Consider the following 21,535-nt stretch of genomic DNA (forward strand, 5'->3'; position numbering starts at 1 on the left):
CGCCACAAATCCATTGAATGTAAGGAGTTTCCTATGAATATCGAAGCATGCTACAACAAAATGGGCGCTGACTACGCCGAAGTGAAGAGCCGTCTCCCAAGCGACGCCTTTATCAAGCGTTTTGCGCTGAAATTCTTAGACGCCCCCACCTTCGCGCTGCTCGAAAAGAGCCTCGCTGAGGAAAACGTGGATGAAGCCTTCCGCGCCGCACACACGCTGAAGGGCATCACGCAGAACCTCGGCTTCAGCCAGCTCTCACCGCTGGCGATCGAGATCACAGAAATCCTCCGCGCCGGTACCATGGACGGCACAGACACCCTCTTCCCGCAGCTGAAGAAAAAATATGACATGACCGTCGCCTGCATCAAAGAGGTCGACGAATAGGACGTGATAAAAGCGTTTTGGATCGTGAATGATTCAAAGCGTTTTTTATTTGCGACTTTCGTGACTGGTGACAGGGAAACAGCAGACTCTCACATCGTCATTTCGAGCGCATGCGAGAAATCTTTGTCATTCGCAGTCAGGAATTCTCACTTTCCCCACATGTGCCGCGCACCTCTCTGCATGCCTCATCTGTCGTTCATACCGCCAGTGCCCTATCCGCCCCTACGGGGCACCTTCCCCTCGAGGGGAAGGCTTACGATACGGGGGAAACCTGTTATCACGAGGCCTTCGGGCATCGCCCCATATATACTTTGCGGCGAAGCCGCCACCACCATTCCTAATTCCTAATTCCTCATTCAAGCAGAGCTTTCGCACGCAATCAAAGGACAGCACGCCCAAGGGGCTAACCCTGAACCCTCATCGATTTTATGATTTCTTTAACTCCCCGCGATCCGCCATACACACATTCTATTTATACTACATATATATATCTGATTATATATATGTCTGAGTGTGCTATAATATAGCGTAGGCTTATGTGCCTTAACGGAGGAATCATGATATCGATCGTAACACCTGTATATAATGAAGATGGCAATGTCGTCTATTTCCATGACGAAGTGACGAAAGTCATGCAGACGCTGGATATGGACTACGAGATCATCTACGTCAATGATGGCTCAAAGGATCGCACCGACGAGCTGATCCACCAGCTGGCAGCCGGCGACCCGCATGTACGGGCGCTGACCTTTGCACGCAATTTCGGCCATCAGATCGCAATCACCTGCGGCATGGACTTTGCCGTCGGAGACGCCGTCATCACGATGGATGGCGACATGCAGCACCCACCGGCGCTCATCCCGAAGCTCATCCAAAAGTGGCAGGAAGGCTATGACATCGTACAAACCATCCGCACCGCGACAGAAGATGCCGGCCCCATCAAGAAGCTGACCTCGGCAGGCTACTACGCAGTGATCAATTCCATTTCAAACTCACCCGTCGTCCCGGGCGGCTCCGACTTCCGCCTGATGGATCGCAAAGCGCTCGATGCCTTTCTGCGTTTCCGTGAGCATTCCCGCTTCATCCGCGGCATCGTAGGCGGCCTTGGCTTCAAGCAGTGTACCATCGAATTTGAAGCGCCTGCCCGCCACGCCGGTGTCTCGAAATTTTCCATGAAAAAAATGCTGCACTTCGCGATGGACGGCATCATCACGAATTCCACCCTGCCGCTGCGTGTGGCATTCTATCTAGGTGTCTTCGCGGCCGTCGCAGGCATCCTTCTCATCCTTCATGTCCTCTACTGCGTCATGATGGACAAAGCCGTCCCCGGCTGGGCGACCATGACCATCCTCATCGCCATCTTCGGCAGCTTGAATCTCATGGGCCTCGGCATCATCGGCGAATACCTCGGGCGTATGTTTGAAGAGACCAGAAACCGCCCCCTCTACTGGCTCTCCGACGACACCGCCGCCCATCTCGATAATCCCTATCGCATGAGCCATAAGAAAGAGTGACTGGGGATTAGTAGCTAGGGATTAGGGTCTAGGGATTAGACGTTACGTCAGACGTCAGACGTCAGACATCAGACGTCTGCCCTTCGGGCATCGCGACTATTTATACTCTGCGGCGCTTAGATCCTTCGACTCAGTTCTCATACTTCAGATAAGCCATTCTCTATTTTTCTCCGCTCAGGATGACGAAATGCGCCGCACCAACCCCTTTGAACCTCTTGAACCTCTTGAACCTATAGAACCCGCTCCCCCTCTTTCATACGAGATCAAGGGGCAGCACGCTCCGCGAGCTACCCCTTCCCATTCCATTTTTCCGAAAGGAGACCTCCTCTTGTCCAATACATCCTTTTTTGAAAGTGAATTGTTTTCCGAACTGACAGAAGACCTGCACCAGTCTTCGCGTTTTACTGCGACGTACCGCATCGCAGCTCCCACCTATGAAGAGGCGAAGAAGATCGCCTTCGCTGTCGCCGTCGAGCAGACGATCGAGTGTCCTTACGAACTGGTAGACGGCACTCCGATCGCTGACACCATCGTCGGCCAGATCGAAGATCTGAAAAAGGCGGAAGCCGGCGCATACTATGCGACGATCTCCTATGAGCCGGAGGCTGTCGGTGATGAAATGGCCGAGCTCCTCAATATGCTTTTCGGAAATACGAGCCTGCAGCCCGGCGTCCGCCTCATGTCCTTCGAATTGCCCGAGACCATGTACAACAATTACCCGGGCCCGCGTTTCGGCAGAAGCGGTCTTCGTGACCTCTGCGGTGTGCCGCACGGTCCGATCCTCATGTCAGCCATCAAGCCGCTCGGCAGATCTCCGAAGGAGCTCGCGCAAATGGTCTATGACCTCGCACTCGGCGGCTGCCCCATCATCAAGGATGACCACAGCCTCATGGACCAGCACTATGCGCCTTTCAAAGAACGTGTCCTCCAGTGCGTCATGGCACTTGCGGATGCCAAAGAAAAAACCGGCAGGAAAAGCATGTACATCGCCAACTGTACCACAGATGGTCTGGGCTTCCTGGAGCGTGCCTATCAGGCCAAGGAGATCGGGGCTGACGGCATCATGGCCGCCCCTGCCATCACCGGCTTCACCATGATCCGTGATCTCGCACGGGATCCGGACTTCGGCCTGCCGATCTTCCTGCACCCCTGCTTCTCCGGTCCGCAGGTCCTCTCGCAGGATGCGGGCATTTCCCCCTTCTGCTACTATGGCCAGCTCTCCCGACTCGCCGGTGCAGATGCGGTCATCTTCACCAGCTTCGGCGGCCGCTTCTCCTTCTCGCAGGATACCTGCCAGAAGATCGCGGAAGGCACCGAGTCGAAGATGGCAGACCTTCGGACAATCTTCCCTGTCCCCTCCGGCGGCATGCGCTGGCAGCTCTTCAAGGAAATGATCCGCATCTACGGTCCCGATACCATCTTCCTCGTAGGCGGCGCTCTTCAGACAGAAGGCCCTGACCTCACCGCGAATACGAAATTCTTCCTCGAAAAGCTCGCGGAAGCGGCGGGAGAGAAGTGACTGGTGACTGGTGACTAGTGACTGGTAGCTAGGGATTAGGGATTAGGGATTCTCCCCCAACTGAGCAGCCCCTTGAAGAAGGGGCGCGCCGAAGGCGCAGGATAGAGTGCCCCGCAGGGGCACAATTCACCGTAGCGGTATATCGCTCATTTGCACTGACCCTGTTACCTGCCATCCCACATCTTCATTTACCGTTTTGCCCTTTCGGGGTAGCCTATCCCAGCCTTTGTGCCGCACCAACATTTCTAATTCCTCATTTCTAATTTCCTCACTGAAAAAGCCCCGCACTCATGCTGATATGATCCACTTAAAGCAGTTTGGTTATTTACCTTGTCTGCTTCAGGTGGATCATATCAGCATGCAGAGTGCGGAGCTTTTTTATTTCCGTCCCTTCCACGCAAGGACCCAGGATAAGGCAAAAGCCACAGCGAGCATGGCAGAAAAGAGATGGAGCGTCGCTGCATAGCCCCCCGTCGTTTCCTTCATGAAAGAAAGGAGAAGCGGGCCGGCGACACCTGCCATGCCCCAAGCAGTCAGGATGGAGCCGTGAATGGAGGCGAGCTGCTTCACGCCGAAGAGATCGGATAGGAAGGCAGGCATGCAGGAGAAGCCGCCGCCGTAGCAGGAGATCACGGCGAGTACCAGCATCTCGAAGAGAAGCGCATCACTGACATGGGCAAGTGCATAAAAAGCGAAGACCTCGAACGCAAAGAAGATCATGTAGGTCACGCCGCGTCCGATCCAGTCGGAGACGGATGCCCAAAGGATACGGCCGGCGCCATTCACGATACCGATGATACCGACAAGGGAGGCTGCCTCGGCCGCACTCATGCCGATGATCTCCTGCGCCATGGGCGAAGCCACGGCAAGAAGGCCGATGCCGCAGGTGATATTCGTGAAGAAGATCCACCACAGCACATACCATTTCCATGTGTGCATGGCCTCCTTGCGCGTGAGACCTTTGGCCTGAGCTGTCTTTTCCCCATCCTTTCGGATCTCTTCCTCAAGCACCTCTTCCAAAAGCATCGGGATCTCACCCTTCCTCGGCGGCCGGATGTAGGAGGCGGAAAGGATCATGACCAGCGCATAGGCAGCGGCAAGGATGAGGAAATTCTCCGTGAGCCCGAAGCGATCGACAAGATAGCGCATGGCAGGGCCTGCGATGAGCGCTGCGAAGCCGAACCCCATGATGGCCAGCCCCGTCGCAAAGCCGCGATGCCGGGGAAACCATTTCACAAGCGTAGAGACAGGCGTGATATAGCCCGTGCCAAGACCAATGCCCCCGATGGCTCCGTAGAAGAGATAGAGCAGGAAAGCGGACTGACAGTGAACCGCCGCCGCTGTCCCAAGGAGACCCGTACTGAAAAAGACGGCAGAGACCATCCCGCTCCGAGACGGTCCCAGCCGCTCGACCAGAGGGCCTAAGAAGCCTGCCGAAAGCCCCAGAAACAGGATCGCGATCGAGAAGGCCCATGTGGCCCAAGAAAGCGAGAGCCCCATCGTCTCCATCACAGGGCGCGTCAGGACGCTCCATGCATACACACTTCCGATAGACATGTGGATCCCCACGGCCGCCAGAGCAGTGAGCCAGCGATTTCTTTTCATCAAAAAATCCCTCCATTTTTGAAATGAAGGGAAATCTGCACGCTCCCGTCTCTGCGATGCCATTTAGCAGGCATCGCAGGGAAACGAAAACCGCCTGAGCAGATTTCCCTGCCCAGACGGTCGGCTTTTTCATGAGGCCCGCAGTCCACGTGGTTCATTCCACCTATTTCCGTCAGTTCCGCGGCTCATCTATATTGTATATCTAGCCTAGCATGGATACGAGAGATTGTCAATGGGAAGCGTCCCTCCAAAAAACATCTTCCCCCTCCGCTCAAGAGGCGCGCACGGGACATGCCTTGCCAATGCCATTTGCCAGTTTCTTATTTTTTAATGAAAACCGCCCTCCAGATCTTCATCATCATTCATGCAACATATGCATAGGATACCGGCTTCCCCCCCCATTTTATTTGCTGATTACGCAATACAAATTGTACGGTATGATATTATTTATATGTCATAATGCCTAATTTTATCGGAAAATTCACAGATTCTCCGTATCCCCATACCCCCTATAGGTATCTTCACATGTTTCATTCAATATTTATTGTCATGTATAAATATTTGCGCTAATTATTTGTTTACCCGTTATAATTTATATGATATAATTTGTAAGAAGTTGTAAGGAACTGCTAAACAATAAGAATACGATCTCATGTTCTGCCGCTTCTGCCTTATTCTTTTTAAAGAGTAACCTGGGAAACCACTCTTCATCTGTTATCATTAAGCCAACAAGGTCCCCTTCCCGACCTTGTTTTTTGGTGCCTTTTTTCAAGAGTCATCGAAAGTGACGGGTTTGTAAGAGCCGGCGAAGAGCTCTCTCCTCGCCGCCGCGCCAGACAGCGAAAAAACGGCTCTCCCGTCGCATCGGCAGGGGAAAAACACAGATGATAAAATCCCAGTCTTTATACCATTTTATATTATCAAGAAATTGGAGATGATGAGTTTGTCAATGAAGCAGCTTGGGATGCGATTGGGCGAGATGGTTCTCGTCTTGATCGGCATCAGCTTCATTACCTTCTGTCTGATCATGCTCTCTCCGGGTGACCCCGTTAGGCAGATGATCGCCGGTAATGAAGATATTATTGTTAGTCAGGTAGAGATCGACGCACTCCGCCATGAACTGGGTCTGGATAAGCCGTTCCTTCTGCAGTACCTGGACTGGCTCGGCAGAGTCGTACAGGGTAATTTTGGTTTCTCCTTCATGATGAAGAAGCCGGTCATTGATGCAATCATGGAAGCCCTCCCGGCATCCGTCATTCTGGCGCTGGCCTCCTCCCTCTTCATGCTTGTCTTCTCCATTCCGCTCGGCATTTATACCGCTGTCAAGCAGAATACCTGGTTTGACTACCTCGTCCGCGGCTGCACCTTTGCCGGTGTCTCCGTCCCGAACTTCTGGATGGGCCTCATGCTCCTTTGGGTCTTCGCACTGAAGCTCTCCCTCTTCCCGATCGTCGGTGGTTCGATTTCCCTCGAAAATCTGATCCTGCCGATGTGCACCCTGGGCATCGTCATGGCATCGAAATACACCCGTCAGGTACGTGCCACGGTGCTCGAAGAACTGCATCAGGACTACGTCATGGGCGCACGTGCCCGCGGCCTTTCGGAAAGCCACATCCTCTGGCGTGAAGTCCTGCCGAATGCCCTCCTCCCGCTGGTCACCCTCTTCGGTCTGGCCTTCGGTTCTCTTTTGGGCGGCGCCGCTGTCGTAGAAATCGTATTTTCCTGGCCGGGTCTGGGCTACATGGTCGTACAGGCCATCACCTACCGTGACTTCCAGACCGTACAGGCCATCGTTCTCTGGATCGCTTTCATGTACATGATGATCAACCTCATCGTCGACCTGTCCTACAACCGTCTCGATCCAAGACTCAGAAAGGGAGGTCACTGATATGGAAAGCTTAGTCAAAGGCTTCAAAGAAAATAAAGCCTTCCGCTTCACCTCTCTTCTGGTCGTCCTTCTTCTGGCGATCACACTCCTTGCTCCTGTCATCGCTCCTCATGACCCGCTCACCGCTGTCATGAAGGATGCGAACCAGGCACCGTCTGCGGCGCATCTCTTCGGCACAGACAAGCTCGGACGTGACGTGCTCTCCCGTATCCTCTACGGCGCGAGCTACTCCCTGACCTCCGTCATCGCCCTCGTAGTCTGCATCTTCGTCGTAGGCACCACGATGGGCATCATTTCCGGATACTTCGGCGGCATCGTCGATATCGTCATCATGCGTATCGCTGATATGATGATCTCCTTCCCGGGCGTCATCCTTGCGATCGCCATCGCCGGTATCATGGGCGGCTCGCTCATCAATGCGATGATCGCACTGACTGCGGTCACATGGACCAAGTATGCCCGCCTCTCCCGTTCCATGGTCCTCAAGATCAAGCGTCGTGAATTCGTCGATGCGGCTGTCGTATCCGGCGGTTCCGCAGCGCATATCCTCTGGGTCCACATCCTTCCAAACATTCTCCCGCTCATGGTCATCACCGCGGCTGCTGATATCGGCGCCATGATGATGGAGCTTGCCGGACTCTCCTTCCTCGGCTTCGGCAGCCAGCCGCCGGCTCCGGAATGGGGCCTCATGCTGAATGAAGGCCGTCAGCAGCTCCAGACAGCTCCATGGCTAATGTTCTTCCCGGGTCTCTCCATCTTCATCACCGTCGTCGTCTTCAACCTTTGGGGCGACTCCCTCCGCGATGTCCTTGACCCGAGAAATGAAGGATAAGGTTCAGGGTGGCGGCATCGCCGCGAATACATATGAGACGATGCCCGAAAGTGGTATTTAAATGACTAGTGACTAGTCACTAGTCACTAGTCACCAATCCCTAATCCCTAGCCACAAGACACTTGTCACTAACTCATGTTTATTCCCATTATTTTTTATATCATTTAACCGAAAGGAAGCGTACACGATGAAATCTATTTACAAAAAAGGTGCCCTCTTTGCAGCAGCTGCTCTCATGGCTTTTGGTCTTTCCGGCTGCGGCGGTGACTCCGGCAATGCCTCCAAAGGTCCGAAGGACACCCTGACTGTCGGCGTTACGAACTTCGCAGACAGCCTCGAACCGGCCGACAACTACTTCGGCTGGCAGGTCATGCGTTACGGCATCGGCGAATGTCTCGTTCACTTCGATGACAAGATGAATGCAGAACCATGGATCGCTGAAAGCTGGAAAGTCTCTGACGACAAGATGTCCTGGACCTTCAAGATCAAAGACATTAAATTCTCCAACGGCACCCCGGTCACCGGCGAAGCTGTCAAGAAATCCATTGAACGTACCTTCGCAAAATCACCGCGTGCGAAAGCCATGTTCGAACTCGACCACATCACCGCTGACGGCCAGAACGTCACCATTTACACCAAGAAGCCGATCGCTACCCTCCCGGGCATGCTGGGCGATCCGCTCTTCATCATCGTCGATGTCGCTTCCGACGGCAAAGTAGACTTTGCAAAACAGGGTCCGGTCTGCACCGGTCCATACATGGTCAAGTCCTTCTCCAAAGCGAAGACCGAACTCGATGCAAACCCGAACTATTACGCAGCTGTTCCATTCAAGCACGCCGTCGTCAACACCATCGACGATCCGAATACCCGTGCTATGGCTCTGCAGAAGGGTGAAATCGATGTGGCTGTCAACGTAGCACCTGGCGACATGCAGCTCTTCTCCGACCAGAAGAAATTCACCACCTCCACCATCTCCTCCATCCGCGACGTACTCGCCCGCCTCTCCGTGAAAGAAGGCAAACCGCTCGCTGACAAGAAAGTCCGTCAGGCACTGCTCCAGTCCCTCGACCGCGACACCTACTGCAAGGTCCTCCTGAAAGACACCTTCACCCCAGGCGGCCCGCTCCTTCCGCCGTCCCTTGACTTCGGCTTCGATGAACTCAACAAATCCTATCCGGATAAGACCAATGTAGAAAATGCAAAGAAACTCCTCGAAGAAGCAGGCTGGAAAGATACCGACGGCGATGGCTATGTCGACAAAGACGGCAAGCCGCTCGAACTCGACTTCATCTTCTACTCCGGTCGTGCAGAACTCCCGCTCTTCGCAGAAGCTACCCAGTCTGACGCTAAGAAAGTCGGCATCAAAATCAACCTGAAGAACGTCGACTACAACGTCCTCGACGGCATCGGCACCCGCGGTGAATATGACCTCCTGATCTCCAACGTCCTCTCCGAACAGGCAGGCGATCCGGAAGTCTTCATCAACATGTACTGGAAGACCAACACCAACGGCTCCAACCCGCAGAACGGCTCCGGCTACTCCAACCCGGAATACGATGCACTCTCCGATCAGCTGGCTTCCGAATTCGATCCGGCTAAGCGTAGAGACATCATCATCAAGATGCAGAAGATCCTCCAGGATGACGCTGCGACCCTCATCTTCGGCTACCCGCAGACCAATATGATTTCCAGCAAAGCCGTAGAACATGCGGACATCAAACCGTGCGACTACTACTGGATCACCAAGGACATCACTCCGGCAAAATAATTTGTTTAGCCAGCAGTTTGCTCTAAGCAGTAGGCGGCCAGCCATTTGCGGTTTGCTGCCTACTGCTTACTGCTTACTATTTTTACAAGGAGACTTTCATGCTATTAGAAGTCAAAAACCTGGGAATTGCCTACGGCGACAAGCCCCCCATCGTTCAGGGCGTCACATTCAACCTGGATGAGGGCGAGATCCTTGCCATCGTCGGCGAATCCGGCTCAGGGAAAACCACCGTCATCCGTGCTATCCAGCACGTCCTGCCCGGCGGCGGTCATATAGCGGAAGGTCAGGTCATTCTTGAAGGCGAAGATACCCAGAAGCAGACTCTTGAAATGCATCGCGCACTCTGTGGCACAGACGTCTCCATGATTTTCCAGGACAGCGGCGCTATGATGAATCCGATCCGCACCATCGGCACCGAATTCCGTGAATTCCTCGCCGTCCATGGCATCAAGGACGACAAGGAAGCCCATGACCTGATGATTTCCATGATCGAAATGGTGCGCCTTCCGAACCCAGAGCACATCCTGAAATGCTATCCCTACGAGCTTTCCGGCGGTATGCGCCAGCGCGTCGGCATCGCTATGGCGATGGCCATGAAGCCTAAGCTCCTCTTGGCTGATGAACCGACCTCCGCTCTGGACGTCACAAACCAGGCCATCATCGTCAAAGAAATGATGAATGTCCGTGACAAAATGAATACCGCCATCATCATCGTCACCCACAACATGGGCGTATCCTGCTACATGGCGGACTACATCATGGTCATGAAGAAAGGCCGCGTCGTCGAATACGGCAAAGCAGAAGATGTCATTTATCACCCGAAGGAAGAATACACCCGTATGCTCCTTGCGGCTGTTCCGAAGATGGGAGGCAAAGACGCATGAAAAACTACGGAGAAGAAATCCTCCAGATGGTCGACATCTGCAAGGTCTTCGACCTCGGTGACGGCAAGAAGCTCCATGCAGCCGAAAATGTCAATGTCACCATCCACAAAGGGGAGACCGTCGGTATCGTCGGGGAATCCGGCTCCGGCAAGTCCACCCTTGCCAAGATGCTGACCCGTCTTTACTCCATGACCAGCGGGAAAATCATTTTCCACGGCAAAGACATCACCGATCTCAAAGGCGAAGCCCTCCGTCAGCACCGCAAATCCATCCAGATGGTCTTTCAGGACCCCTCCACCGCTTTCAATCCGAAGCAGCGCGTCAAGGAGATCATCTGCGAACCACTCGAAAACTTCGGCATGATCGATAAGAAGGATGTCGAAGCCAAGGCGAAGGAAATGCTCCGTCTGGTCGACCTTCCCGAAGATTTCGCCGATCGCTATCCGAACAACATGTCCGGCGGCCAGCGCCAGCGTATCGCGATCGCACGTGCTCTGGTCCTCGAGCCGGAGATCATCGTCTGCGACGAAGCTACCTCTGCTCTCGACGTATCCGTTCAAAAGACCGTCCTCGATCTGCTTGTTCGTCTGCAGAAAGAGACCCACGTGGCCTACATGTTCATCTGCCATGACCTTGCTCTCGCAAACAGCTTCTGCGACAACATCGTCATCATGCAGCATGGCAAGGTCGTAGAAAAGATCCATGACCTCAGAGAAGCGAAGGATCCATACTCCAAGAAGCTCCTTGCTTCCGTCTTCACCATCGAAGAAGGAAAGAACAAGGTCCTTCCAGACGAGCTCTTCAACTAATCTCTGCATCATAAAACCGCCAGCCTTTCGGCTGGCGGTTTTTGATTGATGGGCTGGGGACTAGTAACTGGTGACTAGTGACTGGGGACTAGTATTGCAATTTGTCAACTTTGGGACTTAGTGAGAAGTATGAATCCTTATCTTTTCGCTATTTCACTGTCCCGCTCGCCAGACGCATTCCTTCTTCATCATTGGCAAAGAGATGATTCCTATCAGAAGAAATCCGGATCTTCACCCTCTGATTCATCTGGAAATCCACATCGCCAAAGACGACGGAGGTCAAAAGGAAGCCGCCCACATCCAGCTTCACAACGGTTTCCATACCGCTCGGAAGGGCAGAGTAGACTTTCGCCTCAATAGTGCCCGACGGATCGATGGTGACATGCTCAGGTCGGATGCCTAGGAGCAGCTTATCTCCTGTTTTCGTCTGGACAGCCTCACGCGCCGCGAAAGTCAGGGTGTGTGCGCCCAGCGCGAGCACGAGCTCTTTCTCTCCTGCCTCGCGCACGTTGACGGGTACGAGGTTGATATTCGGATTTCCAATAAAGTCTGCAACGAACGCATTGGCCGGCTCTTTATAAATGGTAAGCGGCGGCGCGTACTGCTGAAGGACGCCCTTCTTCATGAGGGAAATCTTCGTCGCAAGCGTCATCGCTTCGAGCTGGTCATGGGTGACATAGACGAAGGTCGAGTCTGTTTCCATATGAAGGCGCTTCAGCTCGGAGCGCATCTCCATACGGAGCTTCGCATCCAGATTCGAGAGCGGTTCATCCATGAGGAGGATGCGCGGACCGGTCGAAAGCGTGCGTGCGATGGCGACGCGCTGCTGCTGCCCGCCAGATAGCTCAGCTGGGTAGCGGTCGCTGTATTCCTTGATTTTCAACATATCCATCAGCTCATCCGCTCGAGCTTTGATTTTCGACTTATCCCACTTCAGATTTTCCAGACCAAAGGTGATATTCTGATACACTGTCATGTGCGGCCAGAGGGCGTAGTTCTGAAAAAGGAAACCGACGCCGCGCTTTTCCGGTGCGACATTGATCCCTTTCTCTGATGAGAAGACCACTCTTCCATCAATGGAAATTTCGCCACTCGTCGGCGTCTCGAGACCCGCGATCATGCGGAGCGTGGTCGTCTTTCCGCAGCCGGATGGTCCAAGTAGTGTGATAAACGCACGGTCATCGATGGACAGATTCAGATGGTCCACCGCAGCGGAAGATCCGTACATTTTTGTGATATCTTTTAATATAATTTCAGGCATAGAAGTACCTCATGTGATTTGTTAGTGAATGTGCGACTCGCGCTCCGTGACGTAAGGGAGCGCTGATTATATATCAGTTTCGGGCATCGCCGCTATCTATACTCCGCAGCGAAGCCGTTACCAACCTTCCTCATCGATTCATCCGATCCCCTTATCGATCGAGGCGCCGGTGAGTTTGTTAATGACCCAGTTCGAGAGAAGGACGACGAGGACGATCAGGAGGTTGATCGCATTCGCGTACTGATTCCAGCCTTTTTCGTTATACTGGAAGAGCATGGTCGTCAGGACAGCAGTCGATGGGGAAATCAGCAGGATGAAGAGCGAAAGTTCTCGCATGCAGGAAATATAGGGCAGGAGATAGCCGGAGAGGATGCTGGTCTTCTGGATCGGGATGATAATGCGGATCATGCGTTTCCACCAGCTGATTCCCATGATGATACCGGCTTCTTCGATTTCATTTCCGAGCTGCAGCATAGAATTCACGCCAGCCCGGGACGCGAAGGGCAGGTATTTCACCGTACCGATGAGAGCGAGGATCGCGAAGGTGCCATACAGCGCCGGAATCGGGCCGTGGCGGGTGCTGAACATGGAAAGGTAAATCGCACCAAAAGCCATGCTCGGGATAAGGTACGGGAAGAAGGTCAGATGATTCACAGCCGCCGAGAGCCAGCTGCCTTTCTTCCGTACAATAGCATAGCCCGCAAGAAGCCCGATGGTTCCTGTCAGGAATGCACAAACGACGGACAGCAGGAAGCTGTTCAGAAGGCCATTGTAAATGCTGTGATTCTTCAGGATACCCGGCTCGCCATTTGCGATGTCAGTCGCTCCGTCTCCGATCCAAAAGACAGTGCTGAAGTTGCTCAGCGAATAATTCCCAGGCTCAACGATGAAAGACTCTACCGCAAAGGTGATGAGCGGGACGACAGTCACGCACACGAGGAGAAGGGCAAGCAGGAGAGAAATCGGCAGGCGCAGACCGCGAAGCGGGATGAGCGAGACATTGGCGCTCTTGCCGGTGATGGTGGTATAGGATTTCCTTCCACTCAACACTTTCTGGTTCACCATCATGATAGCGACACCGATCAGGATGAGAATCAGCGCCATCACATAGCCATAGCCAGGATTCAGCCCCTGCAGTGTGCGATAGAGCTGCGTCGTCAGCACGTGGTAGCGCACGGGCGCTCCCAGGAAGGCGGGCACTGCGAAAGCACTCATCGAGCTGGAAAAGGCCAGCAGGAAGGTCGAGAGCAGCGCCGGCTTCACCATCGGAAGCGTGATGCGTTTCATGATCTGCCAGCGGGATGCGTGCAGGAGCTGCGCCGCTTCTTCGAGGCTCGCATCCATGTGTTTCAGGATGCCGCCGATCAGGATGTAGGCGAAGGGCGCATAGTGGAGGCCCTGCACAATGGAAATCGGGAAAAAGCCATAGGCGAACCAGTTCGGTGTCGGGATACCGGTCAAAACCGTAAAGAGCCCAGGCACACCACCCACGAGAGAATTTCTGAAAAAGTTCAGCCACGCGAGCGCCAGCGTCCACGATGGCATGATGTAAGGCACGACGAAGAGCGCCGAGAGGAAGGGCTTATACTTGATATCTGTCCGCGTGATGAGCCATGCCATGCCGCCGCCGAAGAAAATGGCGATTGCGCAGGTCGAAAGCGAGATGAGCACGGTATTCCAGAGCGGTTTGTAGAAAATGCTCATGCTCGTCGTGCCGTCCAGAAGCACTTTCGTCCAGTGATAGTCCGTGAAATCCCCGGCATGCGAGCCGCGGATACGCATCACTTCCGAGGAGTGCACCGTCACCGTGTCGAGCACGATGGAGAGCAGCGGCAGAAACGTCAAAAGGATCAGCGCTGCAAACAGCAGCACCAGGATGACGTTGTACGGTTTGCGGAAAAACATCCGCAGTTTCATAGAAAAAGTCATAACATGTTTCCTTGGTTGATAGTTATAGGGAGTGGCTAGGAATTTAGGAAACGCCGATTCAATCGCAGAATCTCATCCACAATCAAGGGATGATGCGCCCCATAGACGACCCCTGCCTCCCCAAAAAGCAAATCAGCAGACAGCACGCTGCCGTCTGCTGATTGTAAAAAGCTACATCAGTTTGCTCAGGAATTCTTCGACCTCAGCGCGATGTTCGAAGATGTACTGCGGATCATCGCCGACCATGATCTTCTTCCATTCAGCGAGCGGCTTGTCACCCTTAGCGACCGGGATCGAAGTATTGCCGGAGTAGGTCCCCATATCATGCGACCAGCTCTGGAAGCCTTCCTCGGTCAAAAGGAACTGGGTGAAGAGTTTCGCCGCTGCCGGGTGCTTGGCATCCTTCACAAGCAGCACGTATTCTGGATAGTAGAAGCCACAGAACGGCACCACATTATCCGCTGCTGCTGCTGCGAGGTTCTTCTTTTCCGCGTAGCGGAGCTTCGAGTAGTTGAGAAGACCGACGCCATTCATATCCTGCCCTTTGACGCCGATGGATTCCGTCATGGACGTATCGGAGGAACCCATGACAAGACCATTCGAGAAGGCCATCTTGATCCATTCGTAGCCTGCATTCGGCGTGGTGAGCTCCAGTTTCTTCTTGTACTGCTCTTCATAGGATTTTGCCAGCTGATCCGCCACTTCCGGCTTCGTCAGCATGGTGAGGAAATTCGCATTGATGCCTTCCTGCATCGGACTCTTGAAGAAGAATTTGCCCTTCATGGACGGTTCAGTGAGCTGCCAGATATTCGTGATCGGAGCCGCTTTTCCATTTTCGTTGTTGTAGACCAGGACTTTGTTCATATAGGCGAAGACGAGCGGTGTCTGGTTCTCCGCCGGGATCTTGTCTTTGAGGTCGGCCGGAATGTAGTTCTGGAGATAACCCTGCGCGATGAGCTCTCCGTATACACGGCCGGAGTCCTGCGCGATGACCATATCTGCGCCATTCGCATTCGCTTTTGCTTCGGTGGAAATCTTGTCAATCAGCTCGAAGTCTTTCATGTTGCTGGCTTCCACCTTGATCCCGTATTTCTTTTCAAATGCAGCCCCTGCCTTGGATACGCGGCTGGTGATGGAGTAAACCTTCACCACGCCTTCCTTCTTCGCTGCTTCGATGAGATCGGCTTCCTTCTCGCTCTTCACCTGGACGATCTGTGCGCCGGGCTTCGCTGCCGTGCTGCCTGCGTCCTTCTTATCACTGCCGCAACCGGTCAGCATAGCTAAAGACAGCCCGAGAGCCGCTGCTGCGATCAAGCCTTTCTTCCAAGCTTTCATCATGTTCCTCCTTACAAAAAAAGATCGCCGTGTGCTCATAGGCCGCGGCGATGGGTTTGGCTTCTCTGCCTGTGAGTATGTTTCTTCCCTGATTTTACCACAATCAGACATCCTTTTCTGCAGGGAATTTACAATTTCTTTACACGGGAGTAGGAACTAGTGACTAGGGAAACACTGATTAAATCGTTGTCAGATTTTACTCTTGAATTTTTATGCATAGCAAGGAATAACCTGACGCGAATAGCGAGCTATTTAAGGAAGGTTATGACGAAGCTATGTATAAAAATTCTTGTAAAATCTGACTCTGCGATTTAATCAGCGTTTCCCTAGGGACTGCAAACCAATTCGAGTATTACGTCAAAACGCCGTATCACTACATGTGATACGGCGTTTATTTATTCCAAGAGAAATCCGCCAAACCCGATTTCCTTATCCTAAGAATCCTCTGGTCTTCTCCGCTTCTACGACGCGGGAGAGCGCGAGCATGTAGGAGGCGAGACGATAGGTCACATGGTATTTCTCCTTCAATGCGTACACATCCTCATAGGCTTCGCGCATCTTTTTGGCAAGACGCTCATTGTACTCTTCTTCCGTCCAGTAATAGCCGGTGCGGTTCTGTACCCATTCGAAATAGGAGCCCACGACGCCGCCGACATTGCTCATGACGTCTGCGAGGACTTCGATGCCCTTCTCTTCGAAGTAGGCATCGGCCTCCTCCGTGGTCGGGCCATTCGCCCCTTCCAGGATGAGACGGGCTTTCACCTTGCCCATGGTCTTTTCATTCAGCTGGTTCTCCATCGCAGCGACGAAGATGACATCGACGTCCTGCGCGAAAAGTTCGCTGTCAGGAATCATGACCGCCCCTTCCTCCGTATAGCCTTTGAGCGAGCGGCCATGGCTGTTTGCATAGGTGTACATCGCTTCGATGTCAAGGCCGCTGTCCTTGTGCCATGTACCATTGATATCGCCGATGGTGGTGATCCTGACGCCCTTCCTGTGCATGAGGAGAGAGCCGACGGAACCGACATTGCCGAAGCCCTGTACGACCATGGTGAGATCCTTCATGTCCTTATGATTCTTTTCACACCATGTTTCCAGCGTAAAGAGCAGACCGCGGCCCGTCGCTTCATTTCTGCCGAGAGAGCCGCCCACGGAAAGAGGCTTGCCGGTGACGACACCGGGCTGCCACTTGCCGGAGAGTGCTGTGTATTCATCGGCGATCCACGCCATGATCTGGCCATTCGTATTCACATCCGGTGCCGGTACGTCCTGATCCGGTCCGATGATGGGATAGATCTTTCTGATATAGCCGCGTGTCAGACGGGCGAGTTCGCGTGTAGAGAGCTTGTGCGGATCGACCTTGATCCCGCCCTTTGCGCCCCCATAAGGGATATTGCCGATGGCATTCTTGATGGTCATCCACGCTGCGAGGGCTTTGACTTCGTTTTCATCGGATGCGGGATGGAAACGGATGCCGCCCTTTGCTGCGCCTCGTGCGGTGGAGTGCTGTACGCGGTAGCCGGAGAAGACTTCGACATGCCCGTCATCCATCTGTATCGGGATGCTCACGGTGAGCTCGCGCTCCGGATAGCGGACAAATGCGTAGTCGCTCTCCCCGTAGCCCAGCACCTTCGCTGCCTTGTCGAGGATATGAAGCATGTTTTCATAAGGATTGTAGCTTGCCATTTTTGCCTCCAAAAGGAAATTGGTACCTTGTGCATTCTTAAATGCCCATGAAAATCCATAGCTCTACTATATCACGTTTCTCGCGCTTTGAGAACATGAGCGCATGCATGAATGAGTATTTAGCATAGCAATGCATTCATTATGATAAATTCATCATACAGAAATAAAAGCTGCCAGTTCGCCTCGACCATGGATACAGGGCGAAAGAAATTCTGCAGGTTCCATGGGTTCAGGGTTCAGGGTTCAGGGTTCAGGGTTCAGGGTTCAGGGTTCAGGGTTCAGGGTTCAGGGTTCAAGGTTCAGGGTTCAGGGTTGTGGTGGCGGCTTCGCCGCAAATATATATGAGGCGATGCCCGAAGATCTTTTGAGATGCTGCTATGCTCGTATCGCCAGCCTTCCCCTCGAGGGGAAGGTGCCCCGAAGTGGCGGATAGGGCACCGGCGGTATGAAAGAGAGTGGGGAAATGCGTTTCAAGCAGGCGATTTACGAGAGTACCCAAGCGCCGCTGGCGCGGCCCCTCTTTCCCCATGAGGGTAATGCTATTAAGTTAAGGAAAATGTTAGCGCCGTAACGACTTGCTTCCCCCTTCGGGGGAAGTACCGAAGGCAATATGTGCAAGCGAACTGGATTTTTAGGAGCGTAGCGACGCTAAAATCCAGTGAGACGCCATTTCGAGCGTAGCGAGATGGGGCTTGCTAGCGGTATAACGCTCCATGTTGAATAGTCCGATGCTATCGATATTCCAACATTTTCAGGCAATACCGCTATGTAGCCCCCTCAGCCCTCCGGGCAGCTCCCCCGATGGGGAGCCAAGAATGATCTGCCGCTTAACTTAATAGCATTGCCCATGCGGGTGATGCTCAAAAACAACCTTCAAGTCACCAGCCACCAGTCACTAGCCGCTAACCATCAAAAAAGGAACCGCTTTCGCGATTCCCTTTTTTTATTTCTTGAGTCCGCCGTGAAGTTTCATTTTCCTTTCGCGGCAGGCGGGGCAGTCTCCGCCCCCGCCGCAGCATCCACTGCCGCCGATGGTGGCATGGTAAATATGACGGCAGGCAAGAACGAAGAGGATGGCGATCACCGCCACCACAGCATAGACAGCGGGATTCATAGTTGTCTCCTTTTTCTGTATTCGAGAGAAGTCAAAAATAAGAACAAGGGAAACACTGATTAAATCGTTGTCAGATTTCATTCTTGGATTTTTATACAGAGCAAGGAATCATCTGACGCGAATAGCGAGCTATTTAAGGAAGATGATGACGAAGCTATGTATAAAAATCCATATGAAATCTGACTCTGCGATTGAATCAGCGTTTCCCTAGATTCAGGGTTAGACCACGGGGCATGCTGCCCCGTGATCGTTTGCGAAAGAGGGAGCGCGGGTTCTACAGGTTTAGAGGATGATGCAGGGTAGTGCTGTCTCGATTCATAGACTTTCCCTTCTGCCTCTTCGAGGCAGTCTATCCTGCGCCTTTGGCGCGCCCCTTCTTCAAGGGGCTGCTCAGCTGTCATGCCATAGCGGAGATGTCCCCAGCTGCCAGTCCCCCTTACGCTTTCGCAGCAGCGGCTTCGGAGATTTCTTTCTCCTTCGGAGCCGGACGGCAGATGAAGTAGAGAGCAAGGAGGCAGAGGACGATGGCGATGCCCTGAGAGAGACCGAAGGTAGCGCCGTAGAAGAGCCAGCTGCCCAGATTGTAAGCTACGAAAGCCATGCCATAGCCGAGCACGACCTGGAAGCCGATGGCGATAGCCGCCCATTTGCGGTCGCCCATTTCTCTGGCGATGGTCGCGATCGCAACGACGCATGGCGGGTCAAAGAGGTTCAGGATCATGTAGGAGAAGGCAGCGATCGGGGTGAACATAGTCGCAATACCGGCCATGATTTCTTCGTCTTCGGCTTCGGCTGCTACGCCATTCAGGACAGCCAGGGTACTCATTGCATTTTCCTTCGCCATTTCTGCGGAGATGACAGCGACAGCGCCCTTCCAGTCACCGAGGCCGAGCGGAGCAAAGATCCAGGAGATCGCATGACCGAAGGCAGCCATCATGGAGTCTTCGATGTCTTCTACCATTTCAAGACCTGCATTGAATGCGGAGAAGAACCAGATGACGACGCAGACCGCGAAGATAATGGTGCCGGCTTTGATGATGAAGCCGCGCGCTCTTTCCCACATATGGATGAGGACACCCTTCATGGACGGGAAGTGGTAAGCCGGAAGCTCCATGACGAAGGGAGCCGGATCACCCGCAAAAGCACCTGTCTTTTTGAGAGCGATGCCTGCGAGGATGATGACCGCAATGCCGAGGAAGTACATGGCCGGCGCCATCAGGATGGAGTCTGGGAAGAATACGGAAGTGATCATGGAAATGATGACCGCCTTTGCCGAGCATGGGATGAAGGTACAGAGCATGATGGTCATGCGGCGGTCACGCACGTCTTCGATGGTGCGGGTCGCCATGACAGCCGGTACACCGCAGCCGCTGCCGACAAGGATCGGGATGAAGGACTTGCCGGAGAGACCGAATTTACGGAAAATGCGGTCCATGATGAAGGCCACGCGCGCCATGTAGCCGGAGTCTTCCAGAAGGGAGAGGAAGAAGAAAATGAGGAGGATCTGCGGCACAAAGCCGAGAACGGTACCGACACCGCCGATGATGCCGTCTACGACGAGGCTAGACATCCAGTCCGGCGCTTCGATGGACTCCATGAAGCCAGTCGCTGCGTCATTCACGATCTCCCCGAAGAAGGTATCATTCACCCAGTCTGTCGCCCAGCCGCCGACGGTGGTAACAGAGATGAAATAGACAAGCGTCATTATGAGGAAGAAGATCGGAAGCGCAAGGATGCGGTTCGTGACGATATGGTCGATCTTATCCGAGGTCGTCATGGAGACGCCCTGTTTCTTTTTCTTCATGACACTGTCTATGATCTTGGAAATGTAGCCATAGCGCTGGTTGATGATGATGGACTCGGCATCATCATCGAGCTCGTCTTCGCAGTCCTTGATATGGCCTTCCAGATGGGACATCAGCTTCGGCTCCAGCTGCAGAGCTCCCGTCGCATCCTGGTCTCTTTCGAATACTTTGATGGCGTACCAGCGAACGAACTGGTTTTCGACTTTATCGGAGATCGATTCTTCGATGTGTGCGATGGCATGCTCGACGCTGCCGGTGAATACAGACGGCAGGCGAAGCGGTTTCTTATTCATAGCAAGCTCCATCGCCTTTTCAGCCGCTTCCCGGCAGCCCTTCCCCTGCAGCGCAGAGATCTCTACGACCGGGCAGCCCAGCTCGGAGGAGAGTTTGTCGAAATCAATGATGTCGCCATTCTTTTTGACAAGATCCATCATATTGATGGCGACGATCATCGGCAGACCGATCTCCACGAGCTGTGTCGTAAGGTACAGGTTGCGTTCCAGATTCGTGCCATCGATGATATTCAGGATGACGTCCGGCTGTTCGTTCACCAGATAGTTTCTGGCGACTTTTTCTTCGAGTGTGTACGGAGAAAGGGAATAGATCCCCGGCAGATCCTGGATGATGACGTTCTTGTGTCCTTTGAGGATACCGTCCTTCTTTTCGACTGTGACACCGGGCCAATTCCCTACGTACTGGGAGCTGCCGGTCAGTTCATTGAATAATGTCGTCTTCCCGCAGTTCGGGTTGCCCGCAAGGGCGATTCGTATAGACATATCTTTGTAATTCTCCTTCTTCTATATTTGGGTGGGATTGGTTCTTGTTAGTGGTTTCAGGGTTCGGGGTTATGGTGGCGGCGCGGAAATTTAGAAAGCGCCGCGAGTTTTTGGAAATGCGTCAGCACTCACCTTGAACCCTGAAGTTTGAAAGCAGGGGTGAGTAGCTAGGGATTAGGAGTGACTGGTGACTTGGAATCTCCGGCATTGTCATCCCGAGCGCAGCCGAGGGATCTCTACTGCCCTGCTGGAATCAGTGTGTATGTGCCGAGGTAAAACGATGTATTGGTGCTGTCTCACATCAGGCAATGCGCGTTGTGCCATAGAGATTTCTCGACTACGCTCGAAATGACAAAGGCGCAAAGCGCTATCAAAACTCCGCGGCGCTTCAATTTTTTATGCGCCGCACCACCATTCCTAATTTCT

Annotated in this window: 15 protein-coding genes and 1 riboswitch; of the genes, 8 read left to right on the forward strand and 7 right to left on the reverse strand. The window is 53.4% G+C overall.

The features are described from left to right. Window positions 1-33 precede the first annotated feature (33 nt). The 3 genes from ACGG9R_RS09705 to ACGG9R_RS09715 all read left to right on the forward strand — a co-directional run bounded on the left by ACGG9R_RS09705 (window position 34) and on the right by ACGG9R_RS09715 (window position 3,417). Complete coding sequence (locus tag ACGG9R_RS09705) at window positions 34-384, forward strand: Hpt domain-containing protein (protein WP_390154475.1); 351 nt, start codon at window positions 34-36, stop codon at window positions 382-384. 557 nt (window positions 385-941) lie between these two features. Continuing rightward, window positions 942-1,898, forward strand: a complete 957-nt coding sequence (locus ACGG9R_RS09710; protein WP_390154477.1) for a glycosyltransferase family 2 protein — start codon at window positions 942-944, stop codon at window positions 1,896-1,898. Between the two features lie 328 nt (window positions 1,899-2,226). Further along, complete coding sequence (locus ACGG9R_RS09715) at window positions 2,227-3,417, forward strand: RuBisCO large subunit C-terminal-like domain-containing protein (protein WP_390154480.1); 1,191 nt, start codon at window positions 2,227-2,229, stop codon at window positions 3,415-3,417. 378 nt (window positions 3,418-3,795) lie between these two features. Here ACGG9R_RS09715 and ACGG9R_RS09720 read toward each other — a convergent pair whose 3' ends face one another. After that, window positions 3,796-5,022, reverse strand: coding sequence for an OFA family MFS transporter (locus ACGG9R_RS09720; protein WP_390155143.1), 1,227 nt, complete (start codon window positions 5,020-5,022; stop codon window positions 3,796-3,798). 103 nt (window positions 5,023-5,125) lie between these two features. Further along, a riboswitch (ZMP/ZTP riboswitch) is annotated at window positions 5,126-5,212 on the reverse strand. Between the two features lie 744 nt (window positions 5,213-5,956). Between ACGG9R_RS09720 and nikB the strand changes: the two genes are divergently transcribed. The 5 genes from nikB (at window position 5,957) to ACGG9R_RS09745 (ending at window position 11,203) form a co-directional block, all read left to right on the forward strand. Continuing rightward, window positions 5,957-6,910: a nickel ABC transporter permease gene (nikB, locus tag ACGG9R_RS09725; RefSeq protein WP_390154483.1), complete on the forward strand. Its 954-nt coding sequence runs from the start codon at window positions 5,957-5,959 to the stop codon at window positions 6,908-6,910. A 1-nt stretch (window position 6,911) separates the two neighbouring features. Continuing rightward, the gene (gene nikC / locus ACGG9R_RS09730; RefSeq protein WP_022106867.1) at window positions 6,912-7,742 is read left to right on the forward strand and encodes a nickel transporter permease; all 831 of its coding nucleotides are present in this window, start codon (window positions 6,912-6,914) and stop codon (window positions 7,740-7,742) included. Between the two features lie 187 nt (window positions 7,743-7,929). After that, window positions 7,930-9,510 carry an ABC transporter substrate-binding protein gene (locus ACGG9R_RS09735; protein WP_390154486.1) on the forward strand — a complete coding sequence of 527 codons (1,581 nt, stop codon included), beginning with the start codon at window positions 7,930-7,932 and terminating at the stop codon, window positions 9,508-9,510. 98 nt (window positions 9,511-9,608) lie between these two features. After that, on the forward strand, window positions 9,609-10,394 hold the full coding sequence (locus ACGG9R_RS09740; protein WP_390154489.1) for an ABC transporter ATP-binding protein: 786 nt from the start codon (window positions 9,609-9,611) through the stop codon (window positions 10,392-10,394). After that, window positions 10,391-11,203 carry an ABC transporter ATP-binding protein gene (locus tag ACGG9R_RS09745; RefSeq protein ID WP_390154492.1) on the forward strand — a complete coding sequence of 271 codons (813 nt, stop codon included), beginning with the start codon at window positions 10,391-10,393 and terminating at the stop codon, window positions 11,201-11,203. The genes ACGG9R_RS09740 and ACGG9R_RS09745 overlap by 4 nt, the downstream gene beginning before the upstream one ends. Before the next feature lie 148 nt (window positions 11,204-11,351). Here ACGG9R_RS09745 and ACGG9R_RS09750 read toward each other — a convergent pair whose 3' ends face one another. From ACGG9R_RS09750 to feoB, 6 genes are all read right to left on the reverse strand, one after another. Then, window positions 11,352-12,464: an ABC transporter ATP-binding protein gene (locus ACGG9R_RS09750; protein WP_390154495.1), complete on the reverse strand. Its 1,113-nt coding sequence runs from the start codon at window positions 12,462-12,464 to the stop codon at window positions 11,352-11,354. A gap of 138 nt (window positions 12,465-12,602) precedes the next feature. Further along, window positions 12,603-14,381, reverse strand: coding sequence for an ABC transporter permease (locus ACGG9R_RS09755; RefSeq protein WP_390154498.1), 1,779 nt, complete (start codon window positions 14,379-14,381; stop codon window positions 12,603-12,605). 183 nt (window positions 14,382-14,564) lie between these two features. Further along, entirely contained in the window at window positions 14,565-15,731 is a 1,167-nt protein-coding gene (locus tag ACGG9R_RS09760) for an ABC transporter substrate-binding protein (RefSeq protein ID WP_390154501.1), read from the reverse strand. A 426-nt stretch (window positions 15,732-16,157) separates the two neighbouring features. Beyond that, on the reverse strand, window positions 16,158-17,414 hold the full coding sequence (locus ACGG9R_RS09765) for a Glu/Leu/Phe/Val dehydrogenase (protein WP_390154503.1): 1,257 nt from the start codon (window positions 17,412-17,414) through the stop codon (window positions 16,158-16,160). A 943-nt stretch (window positions 17,415-18,357) separates the two neighbouring features. Then, window positions 18,358-18,528 (reverse strand): hypothetical protein, encoded by a 171-nt coding sequence (locus ACGG9R_RS09770; RefSeq protein WP_390154506.1) that lies wholly within the window; start codon window positions 18,526-18,528, stop codon window positions 18,358-18,360. 436 nt (window positions 18,529-18,964) lie between these two features. Next, a complete protein-coding gene (gene feoB / locus ACGG9R_RS09775; RefSeq protein ID WP_390154509.1) occupies window positions 18,965-21,109 on the reverse strand; it encodes a ferrous iron transport protein B in 2,145 nt (714 codons plus the stop codon). Window positions 21,110-21,535: the final 426 nt, after the last annotated feature.

This window comes from Dialister sp. i34-0019-2H8 (genome assembly GCF_042846925.1).
Classification (GTDB): Bacteria; Bacillota; Negativicutes; order Veillonellales; family Dialisteraceae; genus Dialister.

Excerpts from the sequence above, each read along its gene's own strand:
- ACGG9R_RS09765 (WP_390154503.1), bottom strand. The coding sequence starts at position 17,414 with ATGGCAAGCTACAATCCTTATGAAAACATGCTTCATATCCTCGACAAG.
- ACGG9R_RS09720 (WP_390155143.1), bottom strand. The coding sequence starts at position 5,022 with ATGAAAAGAAATCGCTGGCTCACTGCTCTGGCGGCCGTGGGGATCCAC.
- ACGG9R_RS09740 (WP_390154489.1), top strand. The coding sequence starts at position 9,609 with ATGCTATTAGAAGTCAAAAACCTGGGAATTGCCTACGGCGACAAGCCC.
- feoB (WP_390154509.1), bottom strand. The coding sequence starts at position 21,109 with ATGTCTATACGAATCGCCCTTGCGGGCAACCCGAACTGCGGGAAGACG.
- nikB (WP_390154483.1), top strand. The coding sequence starts at position 5,957 with ATGATGAGTTTGTCAATGAAGCAGCTTGGGATGCGATTGGGCGAGATG.
- ACGG9R_RS09770 (WP_390154506.1), bottom strand. The coding sequence starts at position 18,528 with ATGAATCCCGCTGTCTATGCTGTGGTGGCGGTGATCGCCATCCTCTTC.
- ACGG9R_RS09750 (WP_390154495.1), bottom strand. The coding sequence starts at position 12,464 with ATGCCTGAAATTATATTAAAAGATATCACAAAAATGTACGGATCTTCC.
- ACGG9R_RS09705 (WP_390154475.1), top strand. The coding sequence starts at position 34 with ATGAATATCGAAGCATGCTACAACAAAATGGGCGCTGACTACGCCGAA.
- ACGG9R_RS09745 (WP_390154492.1), top strand. The coding sequence starts at position 10,391 with ATGAAAAACTACGGAGAAGAAATCCTCCAGATGGTCGACATCTGCAAG.
- nikC (WP_022106867.1), top strand. The coding sequence starts at position 6,912 with ATGGAAAGCTTAGTCAAAGGCTTCAAAGAAAATAAAGCCTTCCGCTTC.
- ACGG9R_RS09710 (WP_390154477.1), top strand. The coding sequence starts at position 942 with ATGATATCGATCGTAACACCTGTATATAATGAAGATGGCAATGTCGTC.
- ACGG9R_RS09760 (WP_390154501.1), bottom strand. The coding sequence starts at position 15,731 with ATGATGAAAGCTTGGAAGAAAGGCTTGATCGCAGCAGCGGCTCTCGGG.
- ACGG9R_RS09735 (WP_390154486.1), top strand. The coding sequence starts at position 7,930 with ATGAAATCTATTTACAAAAAAGGTGCCCTCTTTGCAGCAGCTGCTCTC.
- ACGG9R_RS09755 (WP_390154498.1), bottom strand. The coding sequence starts at position 14,381 with ATGAAACTGCGGATGTTTTTCCGCAAACCGTACAACGTCATCCTGGTG.